The sequence below is a fragment of the Streptomyces flavotricini genome (assembly GCF_020639365.1).
In the GTDB taxonomy this organism is placed as follows: Bacteria; Actinomycetota; Actinomycetes; order Streptomycetales; family Streptomycetaceae; genus Streptomyces; species Streptomyces flavotricini.
Genome location: NZ_JAINUL010000001.1, coordinates 6,871,391 through 6,881,029 on the forward strand (window position 1 = coordinate 6,871,391; position 9,639 = coordinate 6,881,029).

Consider the following 9,639-nt stretch of genomic DNA (forward strand, 5'->3'; position numbering starts at 1 on the left):
TTCACGAGGTGGATACGCAGTGTTGACGCACGTTTCCGCCATGTTCCCCCCGGGCCCACCCCCGCGCCACCGGCCGCTGCCTACGATGCGCACGCCCAATCGGGCCGGTCGGGCCCGCAGAAACCGGGTACCGCCCCGGCCCCCTCAGACGACTGGAGTGGCACTCATGACGCAGGGTGGGGCAGCACGGCGCACGGTCCTGGGGGCGGCCGTCCTGGCGGCGGGCGGCGGCATGGCCGGAATTTCGGCGGGATCCGCCTCCGCCGCCGAGGGAGCGGGGGCCGCGGACGCGGCGCAGGCGGCTCGGGCGACCCACGCCGACGACGTACGCCGCGGCGGCTACCGGGACCTCCCCGTCCCGCTGGTCATCGGCCACCGCGGGGCCTGCGGCTACCGGCCCGAGCACACCCTCGGCTCGTACCAGCTCGCCCTCGACCTGGGCGCGGACGTCGTCGAGCAGGACCTGGTGCCCACCAGGGACGGCCACCTGGTGTGTCGGCACGAGAACGAGATCGGCGGCACCACGGACGTCGCCGACCACCCCGGGTTCGCCTCCCGGCGTACGACCAAGTCGATCGACGGGGTCGCGGTCACGGGCTGGTTCACCGAGGACTTCACCCTCGCCGAGCTGAAGACCCTGCGGGCGAAGGAACGCATCCCCGCCGTCCGTCAGCGCAACACCCTCTACGACGGCCGGTGGGACGTGCCCACCTTCGAAGAGGTGCTGCGCTGGGCCGACCGCGAGGGCAAGCGGCGCGGCAGGCGCGTGTGGCTGCACGTCGAGACCAAGCACCCCACGTACTTCCGGTCCCTGGGCCTGGGTCTCGAAGAGCCCCTCGCCAAGCTGCTGCGCCGCTACGGCCGCGACGGCCTGGGCGCTCCCCTCTTCCTGCAGTCCTTCGAGCCCTCCAGCATCCAGCGGCTCTCCCGGCTGGTGTCCGCGCCGCGCGTGGTCCTGCTGTCCGCCGCCGGCACCCGGCCCTGGGACTTCGAACAGGCCAAGGACCCGCGCACGGTGTCGGACCTGGTCAAGCCCGAGGGCCTGAAGTGGATCGCCGGATTCGCCCAGGGCATCGGCCCCACCATGGACCTGATCCTCCCGCGCGACGCGGCCGGCAAGCTCGGCGCCCCGACCACGCTGGTCAAGGACGCCCACGCCCGCGGGCTGGTGCTGCACCCCTACACCGCGCGCAACGAGAACACCTTCCTGCCGGCCGAGTACCGCAAGGGCACCGACCCGAACGCGTACGGAGACGCCTTCGGCGCCTTCAAGAGGTACTTCGAGCAGGGAATCGACGGCATCTTCACGGACAACGCGGACACCGGACTGCTCGCGGCGGAGGCCTTCCGGCGGGGGCGCGGCCGCTGAGGAGCGAGGGTCGGGTTTCGGCCGAAGTCGAGGTCCCACACCGTCAACAGATAAGCGGAATATCACGTACGGGTGGGCTGTGCCGGGTGCGGAAACCGCCGGGCGCGGCCCGCGCGTCCCGCCCGGCATGGACCTGCTGAAGGACTCCGACCTGCTGAACGAACTGGGCCCGCTGCTCTCCGCCGAGGCGGCCGCGGAGGCCCCGGGCGCCGGAGTGGAAGCGGCCGATCTGGAGCAAGCCGTCTGGGTCATCTTGGCACCGTGAAGTGGTTCAACTCGGAAAAGGGCTTCGGCTTCATCGAGCAGGACGGTGGCGGCCCGGACGTCTTCGCCCACTACGTGCGCGCCGAGGCCCGGCTCGCCCGCCGCCGCGCCCGCCGCGAGATTCCGTACGGCGGCCGGCCCGGCAGCGCGGGCGCCGAGCCCGAAGACGCCCTGCTGCACGGGGAGGAGAACCGGGCCCTCCGATCGGCGGTCGCCCGATTGCCCGGACGGTGTCCGGAGCTCATGGGGGCACTTCTTTCGCCCAGAGACCTCACCTACCGTGAAATCGCAGGAGAGTTGGGTATCTCACAAGGAAGTTTGGGACCCGTCCGTTCCCGTTGCCTGGGATGTCTGCGCAGAATGCTCGCGTCAGAGGTTGCGGCTCCTCGCCTTCGGGGAAGGGAGCGGTAGACCAATGGGCCACCAGGTGAGCGGGAGGCATGCGCACATGGGCATGAGCGTGACCATTTCGGCGGCAGCTGCCGAGGACACTGAGCAGATCCTCAAACTGCAGTACCTGGCGTTCCAGCGTGAGGCCGAGCTGTACGGCAACTACCGCATCCAGCCGCTCACCCAGACCCTGGACTCCCTCAAGGCGGAGCTGGAGTCGGACACCGTGCTCGTGGCCCGGCTCGGCGACGAAGTGGTCGGCACCGTGCGCGGCAGCGTCGACGAGGACGGCACCGGCAAGATCGCCAAGCTCTGCGTCCACCCGCGCCTGCAGGGCCACGGGCTCGGCGCCCGGCTGCTGCGCGCCGTCGAGGAGGCCCTCGCGGGCCACGCCGAGACCACCCGCTTCCGCCTGCACACCGGCCACAAGAGCGAGTCCAACCTGCGCCTCTACCGCAAGGCCGGTTACGTACAGGTCGGCGGTCGCACGGCCTCCGACGGCGTGCGCCTGGTCATCCTGGAGAAGGAGGCCACCGACGCGGCCGACTTCGCGGTCAGCGCCTGACGCTGCCGACCCCTGAGCCCAGTGTTCAGCGCTTGGCGCGCAGCCAGAGCATCCCGGTGATCGGCAGGATCACCGGGATGAACAGGTAGCCCATCCCGAAGTCCGACCAGACGGTCGCGTCCGGGAACGCCTCGGGGCGCACCAGCGTCCAGGTGCCCACGGCCAGTACGCCGGCCAGCTCGGCGGCGCAGCAGAAGAGCGCCGCCCTGCGCGCCGTCTCCCCGCCGCGCACCAGCGAGTACGTGATGAACGCGTAGACCAGGGCGGCCGCGCCGGACAGCGAGTACGCCAGCGGCGCCCGGTCGAACTCGGTCGAGATCTGGTAGGCCGAGCGCGACAGCGCGCCCACCACCATCACCCCGTACAGCCATACCAGGAGCAGTCCGGGTCCGGAGACCAGCCGCTTGCGTCCGCCCGGAGCGGCGGTCGTCGTGTCAGGCACCGGGGGTCCCCCAGATGTCGTAGAGGCGTACTTCGAGGACGGCGAGGACGAGCGCGCCCGCGGCCACCGTCACCGAGCCCCACTTGGTCCGCTCGCTCAGCGAGAGCAGGCCGGCGGCCGGGACCGCCGCGAAGGCGCCCACCAGGTAGGCCACGAAGATCACCGTGCCTTCGTCGGGCTTGCCGCCCCGGGCCAGCTCGACCACGCCGACCACCAGCTGGGCCAGGGCCAGCAGGGTCACCACGCCCATGCCGATGAAGTGCCAGTCCTTGGTGGGCTGGTCCCGCAGGGCGGCGAATCCGCACCAGGCGGCGAGGGCGAGTGCGGCCGCGCCGAGGGCGACCGTCAGGGCGTCGAGCATGCAGCGAGGGTATTACGGGCCGAAAGGCCCGGTGCGCGCACCCCTGCGCGCGGGCTTTGCCGGTCGAGGACGCGGCGGGCGGTGTCGTCCTGCCCGCCCGGTACGAAGGAGCCGCTCCCGGCCCTGCCCGCCGGGGTGCGGACGGTGGCCTTGGCCACAACGCATCCCGCCGCCGAGCTCGATGCGGACGTGGTCGTACGGCACCTCTCGGCCGTGTCCGTGCAGGTCAGCGACGGCCACATGACGGTGTCGGCGGACGTCCGGGACTGACCGAGGTTGTCCGGTATGCGGCCGGATTCCGTCCGGTATGCGGACAGTTTTGATCGGTGACGGGATACGTCTGCTTTACTGGGGCCCATGACCACGACGAGCAGCCGCACCCTTGCGACCGAGGCGACGATGACGCCCGGTGCTCGTTGTATGTGTCGAATGTGCGCCTTCTGAGGGCCCTCTCCTGAGTCTCGCGCCCCGAAGCGGGACCCGGCCGAGCCCGTCCGGACACCACGGACCGCTCCTGCCCCGCGCATGCGTCGACGCCGCCCTTTTGTGACGGTTCGACCCGTATCGCGTCCCCAGATGTTTGCCCCGTGCCGGCACCCCGCTGCGCCGCGCACTCGACAGCGACGGAATTCCTGTGATCACCACATCGGGCCTCACGAAGGTCTACCAGTCCCGTGGCCGCGAGGTCACCGCCCTGGACGGCGTCGACCTGCACGTCCGCGAGGGCGAGGTCTACGGAGTCATCGGCCAGAGCGGCGCCGGCAAGTCCTCCCTGATCCGCTGCGTGAACCTGCTGGAGCGTCCCACCACCGGCACCGTGACCGTCGACGGCGTCGACCTCACCGCGCTCGCCGGCCGCGGCCGCCGCGCCGGCAAGGAGCTCCGCGAGGCCCGCAGCCGCATCGGCATGGTCTTCCAGCACTTCAACCTGCTGTCCTCGCGCACCGTCCAGGGCAACATCGAACTGCCCCTGGAGATCCTCGGCGTCTCCGGCCGCGAGCGCTCCCGCAAGGCCCTCGAACTGCTCGACCTCGTCGGCCTCTCCGACAAGGCCAAGGCCTACCCGGGCCAGCTCTCCGGCGGCCAGAAGCAGCGCGTGGGCATCGCCCGCGCCCTGGCCGGCGACCCCAAGGTGCTCCTCTCCGACGAGGCCACCAGCGCCCTGGACCCCGAGACCACGCGCTCGATCCTCCAGCTGCTGCGCGACCTCAACCAGCAGCTGGGGCTGACGGTCCTGCTCATCACCCACGAGATGGACGTCGTCAAGACGGTCTGCGACTCGGCCGCCCTCATGAAGCGGGGCCGCATCATCGAGTCCGGCACCGTCGCCGAACTGCTCGCCACCCCCGGCTCCGAGCTCGCCGGCGAGCTCTTCCCCGTCAGCGGCACCGCAACCGGCCCCGACCGCACGGTCGTCGACGTCACCTTCCACGGCGAGGCCGCCACCCAGCCGGTCATCTCCCAGCTGTCGCGTACGTACAACATCGACATCTCGATCCTCGGCGCCGCGATGGACACCGTCGCCGGCCGCCAGATCGGGCGCATGCGCATCGAGCTGCCCGGCCGCTACGAGGACAACGTCGTGCCCGTCGGCTTCCTGCGCGAGCAGGGCCTCCAGGTGGACGTGGTCGAGGAAGAGGACGCCGCCGCCGCGATCGAGAACGAACTGGCCGCACTGGTCAAGGATGGTGCGAAGTGACCTGGTCCGAGATGCAGCCCCTGCTCACCCAGGGCACCTACGACACCCTCTACATGGTGCTGTGGTCCACCCTGGTGACCGTCCTCGGCGGACTGCCCATCGGCATCCTCCTCGTCCTCACCGACACGGGTGGCCTCCTGCAGAACCGGCCGCTCAACAAGGTCCTCGGCGTGATCGTGAACATAGGCCGCTCGCTGCCGTTCATCATCCTGCTGATCGCCCTGATCCCCGTCACCACGGCCGTCGTCGGCACGTTCATCGGCCCCACCGCCATGATCGTCCCGCTGGCCATCGGAGCCATCCCCTTCTTCGCCCGCCTCGTCGAGACGGCCGTCCGCGAGGTGGACCACGGCCTGATCGAGGCCGTCGAGTCCATGGGCGGCGGCGTCCCCACCCTCGTCGGCAAGGTGCTGCTCCCGCAGGCCCTGCCCTCGCTGATCGCGGCCGTCACCACCACGCTGATCACCCTGATCGGCTACTCCGCCATGGCCGGAGCGGTCGGTGGCGAAGGCCTCGGCTCCAAGGCCATCACGTACGGCTTCCAGCGCTTCGAGACCGGCTTCATGCTCGCCACCGTCGTGGTCCTGATCGCCATCGTCACGGTGATCCAGCTCATCGGCGACGGCGTGGTACGGCTCCTCGCCCGGCGCGGCCGGACAGCCTGAACCGCGCCCACCGCACCCCCAGAACCCCCCTCTCCGAAAGCCCGCACTTGTCGTGCTTGGGCCTCCATCCGGAAAAAAGCAAGAAAGGCACTCTTCGTGCGCAAGAACATCAAGCTCACCGCTTTCGCCGCCGCCTCCGCCGCGCTCGCCCTCGGCCTCACCGCCTGCGGCAGCTCCTCGGACCCGTCCTCCACCAAGGCCGACGGAGGCAAGGTCGACGAGAGCAAGCCGCTGGTCATCGCCGCCTCCCCGAGCCCGCACGCCGACATCCTGAACTTCGTCAAGGACAAGCTGGCGGCCAAGGAGGGCCTCAAGCTGGAGGTGAAGGAGTTCACGGACTACGTGCTCCCCAACACCGCCACCGAGCAGGGCCAGGTCGACGGCAACTACTTCCAGCACAAGCCGTACCTCGACGACTTCAACAAGAAGAACGGCACCCACATCGTGCCCGTCGTGAACGTGCACCTGGAGCCGCTCGGCCTCTACTCCAAGAAGGTCAAGGCCCTCGCCGACATCAAGGCCGGCCAGACCATCGCCGTCCCCAACGACACCACCAACGAGGGCCGCGCGCTCCAGCTGCTCGCCGCGAACAACCTGATCACCCTCAAGGAAGGTGTCGGCACCGGCGCCAAGCTGTCCGACATCACCGACAAGAAGGGCCTGGAGTTCAAGGAGCTGGAGGCCGCCACGGTCCCGCGCGCCCTGAACGACGTGGACGCCGCGGTCATCAACGGCAACTACGCCCTGGAGGCCAAGCTCGCGCCCGCCAAGGACGCGCTGGTCCTGGAGAAGGCCGAGGGCAACCCGTACGCCAACTTCCTCGCGGTGAAGGCCGGCAATGAGAAGGACCCGCGGATCGAGAAGCTCGCCAAGCTTCTCAACTCCGACGAGGTCAAGAAGTTCATCGAGGACAAGTACCAGGGCTCGGTCGTCCCGGCCTTCGGCGCCCCCGCGGCCTGATCTCCCGCCCCGCCGCCGATCGCCGCCGCCGATCGCCGCCACTGATCGGCACCGCTGTTCGGCCCCGTACGCCCCTCGTGGGAGTGCGGGGCCGAGCGCTGCCCGCTTCCGGGCAACCCGGCCGCCACATCCCACCGCCGATGCTGCATGCTGTGCCTACGGCCCGCACAAAGGTCCAGCAACGGCATGGAGCTGCGCATGACTACCACCTTCCCGGACGTCACCATCAGCACGGACCGGCTGGTGCTGCGCCCCTTCGACGGGGAGGACGTCACCGCGCTCGCCGAGATGATGAACGACGAGCACGTCATCGCCTGGACCTCCGTACCGCACCCCTACACCCACGCCGACGCCGAGGCCTGGGCCACCCGGGAATCCCACGCGGAGCGCACCGAGGGCAGAGGCATCGTTTTTGCCGTCGCCGAATTCCTCACCCAGCGTCTCGTCGGCATCGTGCACCTCAGGAACACCAACTGGCGCACCCGCAGCGCAGAGGTCGGCTACGTCACCGCCCCCTGGGCCCGCGGCGAGGGCTACGCCAGCGAGTCCGTACTCGCCGTCGCCCAATGGCTCTTCCACGACCAGCGCTTCGAACGCCTCGAACTGCGCACCGCCGCCGACAACACCGCCTCCCAGCAGGTGGCCCAGAAGATCGGCTGCATCAGCGAAGGCGTCCTGCGCAACGCCTGGATGGTGCGCACCCGGCCCGAAAACGCGACGGACGGCTCCTGGACGGACACCCGCACCGACCTCATCGTCTGGAGCCTGCTCCCCGAGGACATCGACGACATGGAGGAGCCGGACGGCTACAACGGCCACGACGACTACGGGTACGGCCGCGGCGCCCGGGCGGGCGCGAGCCGCTACGCCGTCGGCGCCGACTGGAGCTGACCGGACCGACCCGATGACCAGGTAGTCTCACCGTGTCTGGTGCCCGCCCGCCGGCCCCTGCCGGCGAGGCTCCGCCCGCCCCCACCCCAGGAGACTGACGACGATGGCCGACCGGGTCACGGTGATCGGCTGGGACGGCTCGCCCCTGACCGCGGCCGCCCGGTCCGCGCTCTCCGCCGCCACCCTCGTGGCCGGCGCCGCCCACCACCTCGCCCTCCCCGAGGTACCGCCCGCCGCCGAGCGCATCCGCCTCGGCAGCCTCGGCCTCGCCGCCCGCCGCATCGCCGGCCACCGCGGCACGGCCGTCGTCTTCGCCGACGGAGACCCCGGCTTCTTCGGCGCCGTACGGACCCTGCGCGCCCCGGAGCACGGCCTCGAGGTCGAGGTCGTCCCCGCCGTGTCCGCCGTAGCCGCCGCCTTCGCGCGCGCCGGGATGCCCTGGGACGACGCCCAGGTCGTCGTCGCCCACCCCCGTACGCTGCGCCGCGCCGTCAACGTCTGCCGCGCCCACGGCAAGGTCGCCGTCCTCACCTCGCCCGGCGCCGGCCCCGCCGAACTCGCCCTGCTGCTCGGCGGGGTCCACCGCACCTTCGTGATCTGCGAGGAGCTCGGCACCGCCAAGGAGCAGGTCACCGTCCTGACCTCCGACCGGGTCCCCGATCACAGCTGGCGCGACCCCAACGTGGTCATCGTCATCGGCGGACAGACGGCCGCCCCCGCCGCGGCCGCCGACCCGGCCTGGCTGCTCGGCCAGAACGCCGCCCACGGCGGCGGACGCGGCTGGGCCCGGCCCGGGCCCGACGGGGGCGAAGGGGAGTCGGCGCTGCTGCGCGCCGCCCAGCTCGCCCGCCTCGGGCCGCGCACCGGCGACCTCGTCTGGGACATCGGCACCGGCTCCGGCGCCCTCGCGGTGGAGGCCGCCGCGTTCGGCGCCGCCGTCATCGCGGTCGACGCCGACCCGCGCGCCTGCGAGCGCGCAACTGCCGCCGCCCGCAAGCGGGGCGTACAGCTCCAGGTCGTCGCGGGGCGCGCACCGCTCGTACTGGAGGACCTCCCCGAACCCGACGTCGTCCGCGTCGGCGGCGGGGGAGCCGTGGTCGCCCGGGCCGTCGCCGACCGCCGGCCCGAACGGATCGTCAGCCACGCCTCCACCCGCGACGAGGCGGAGGCGATCGGCCGTGCGCTCGCCGAGGGCGGCTACACCGTCGAGTGCGCGCTCCTCCAGTCGGTGGGACTGGACACCCGCACCTGGGGCGAACAGGACCGTTCCGTCGTCTTTCTCCTGGCAGCCGAACGCCCCGTGAACCGCTGAACGGTCTCGGGGTAGGCTGGCCGATCGTCGTACCGCCCTGGCATCTACGGGGGTGACGGCACCGCCGGACGCGCGACGTGGCGCAGTCCACAGCGCACCATGCCGGTTATGGCCGCCATGGTGGCTAACGGGCGCGACAATGCTTACGGGTTGTCGTGCGGGGCGTGCGCGTGACGGACACGTCGTACCGCAACCCCGCTCGGGCGCCGGGCGATCGAAGACGCACAACCGATGGGCGAGGGGTACGCATGACTGACACCGGCCAGGTACCGGGCGAGGGTCTCCCGGACAACGCGGGCATGGTGGATCAGCAGGGCATTCCCGCTCCGGTCCAGCACCCGGGCCCCGCCCCCGCTCCCGTCCAGGGCGGCTACGCCTTCCAGGACCTCGTCGACAACCCGGCCGAGCCGGAGGACGAGGAACTGCTGCTGATGCCGAGCGGCCAGGGCTCGTGGAGCGACCCCCAGGTCGTCCCCCCGGCACCGGTCTTCCCCGCCCCGGCCTCCTACGGTGAGGCGCCCTACGCCGAATACCCCGAGGCACAGACCGCGTACGCCGAGCCCGGCTACCCCGCCCCGCCCGAGTTCCCCGACCCCTCGTACGGCGACGCGTCGTACAGCGCGGGCGCGCACGAGGCCGGCGGCCGTGACTCCGGTGCGCTCGACCTCGGCGGCCTCGTGGTCCCGCAGGGGCCCGCCCCCGTGGCCCAGGCCGCGCCCGC

The 9,639-nt window shown here is 71.5% G+C and carries 10 protein-coding genes and 2 pseudogenes; 10 read left to right on the plus strand and 2 right to left on the minus strand.

The window, feature by feature from the left end; translation table 11 throughout:
- Positions 1-166 precede the first annotated feature (166 nt).
- From K7B10_RS31325 to K7B10_RS31340, 3 genes and pseudogenes are all read left to right on the plus strand, one after another.
- Complete coding sequence (locus K7B10_RS31325) at positions 167-1,369, plus strand: glycerophosphodiester phosphodiesterase (RefSeq protein ID WP_229341334.1); 1,203 nt, start codon at positions 167-169, stop codon at positions 1,367-1,369.
- Between the two features lie 154 nt (positions 1,370-1,523).
- Positions 1,524-2,044, plus strand: a pseudogene (locus K7B10_RS41695) (cold shock domain-containing protein); the annotation flags it as partial.
- A 37-nt stretch (positions 2,045-2,081) separates the two neighbouring features.
- Positions 2,082-2,588, plus strand: a complete 507-nt coding sequence (locus K7B10_RS31340) for a GNAT family N-acetyltransferase (RefSeq protein ID WP_030157307.1) — start codon at positions 2,082-2,084, stop codon at positions 2,586-2,588.
- 25 nt (positions 2,589-2,613) lie between these two features.
- Here K7B10_RS31340 and K7B10_RS31345 read toward each other — a convergent pair whose 3' ends face one another.
- Both K7B10_RS31345 and K7B10_RS31350 read right to left on the minus strand, forming a co-directional pair.
- The gene (locus K7B10_RS31345; protein WP_229341336.1) at positions 2,614-3,030 is read right to left on the minus strand and encodes a hypothetical protein; all 417 of its coding nucleotides are present in this window, start codon (positions 3,028-3,030) and stop codon (positions 2,614-2,616) included.
- On the minus strand, positions 3,023-3,391 hold the full coding sequence (locus K7B10_RS31350) for a hypothetical protein (protein ID WP_123515313.1): 369 nt from the start codon (positions 3,389-3,391) through the stop codon (positions 3,023-3,025). The genes K7B10_RS31345 and K7B10_RS31350 overlap by 8 nt, the downstream gene beginning before the upstream one ends.
- 81 nt (positions 3,392-3,472) lie before the next feature.
- Here K7B10_RS31350 and K7B10_RS31355 point away from each other — a divergent pair, with 81 nt between their 5' ends.
- The 7 genes and pseudogenes from K7B10_RS31355 to K7B10_RS31385 all read left to right on the plus strand — a co-directional run.
- Positions 3,473-3,661, plus strand: a complete 189-nt coding sequence (locus K7B10_RS31355) for a hypothetical protein (protein ID WP_372481492.1) — start codon at positions 3,473-3,475, stop codon at positions 3,659-3,661.
- 364 nt (positions 3,662-4,025) lie between these two features.
- Entirely contained in the window at positions 4,026-5,090 is a 1,065-nt protein-coding gene (locus K7B10_RS31360) for a methionine ABC transporter ATP-binding protein (protein WP_229341343.1), read from the plus strand.
- The gene (locus tag K7B10_RS31365; protein WP_229341345.1) at positions 5,087-5,755 is read left to right on the plus strand and encodes a methionine ABC transporter permease; all 669 of its coding nucleotides are present in this window, start codon (positions 5,087-5,089) and stop codon (positions 5,753-5,755) included. Before K7B10_RS31360 ends, K7B10_RS31365 begins: the two co-directional genes overlap by 4 nt.
- 96 nt (positions 5,756-5,851) lie before the next feature.
- Entirely contained in the window at positions 5,852-6,715 is an 864-nt protein-coding gene (locus K7B10_RS31370) for a MetQ/NlpA family ABC transporter substrate-binding protein (protein WP_229341347.1), read from the plus strand.
- 198 nt (positions 6,716-6,913) lie between these two features.
- Positions 6,914-7,606, plus strand: a complete 693-nt coding sequence (locus tag K7B10_RS31375; protein ID WP_229341349.1) for a GNAT family N-acetyltransferase — start codon at positions 6,914-6,916, stop codon at positions 7,604-7,606.
- A gap of 103 nt (positions 7,607-7,709) precedes the next feature.
- On the plus strand, positions 7,710-8,918 hold the full coding sequence (gene cbiE, locus K7B10_RS31380; protein ID WP_229341351.1) for a precorrin-6y C5,15-methyltransferase (decarboxylating) subunit CbiE: 1,209 nt from the start codon (positions 7,710-7,712) through the stop codon (positions 8,916-8,918).
- Positions 8,919-9,166: 248 nt separating this feature from the next.
- Positions 9,167-9,639 (plus strand): annotated as a pseudogene (locus tag K7B10_RS31385) (hypothetical protein); the annotation flags it as partial.

Excerpts from the sequence above, each read along its gene's own strand:
- K7B10_RS31325 (WP_229341334.1), top strand. The coding sequence starts at position 167 with ATGACGCAGGGTGGGGCAGCACGGCGCACGGTCCTGGGGGCGGCCGTC.
- K7B10_RS31350 (WP_123515313.1), bottom strand. The coding sequence starts at position 3,391 with ATGCTCGACGCCCTGACGGTCGCCCTCGGCGCGGCCGCACTCGCCCTC.
- K7B10_RS31375 (WP_229341349.1), top strand. The coding sequence starts at position 6,914 with ATGACTACCACCTTCCCGGACGTCACCATCAGCACGGACCGGCTGGTG.
- cbiE (WP_229341351.1), top strand. The coding sequence starts at position 7,710 with ATGGCCGACCGGGTCACGGTGATCGGCTGGGACGGCTCGCCCCTGACC.
- K7B10_RS31340 (WP_030157307.1), top strand. The coding sequence starts at position 2,082 with ATGGGCATGAGCGTGACCATTTCGGCGGCAGCTGCCGAGGACACTGAG.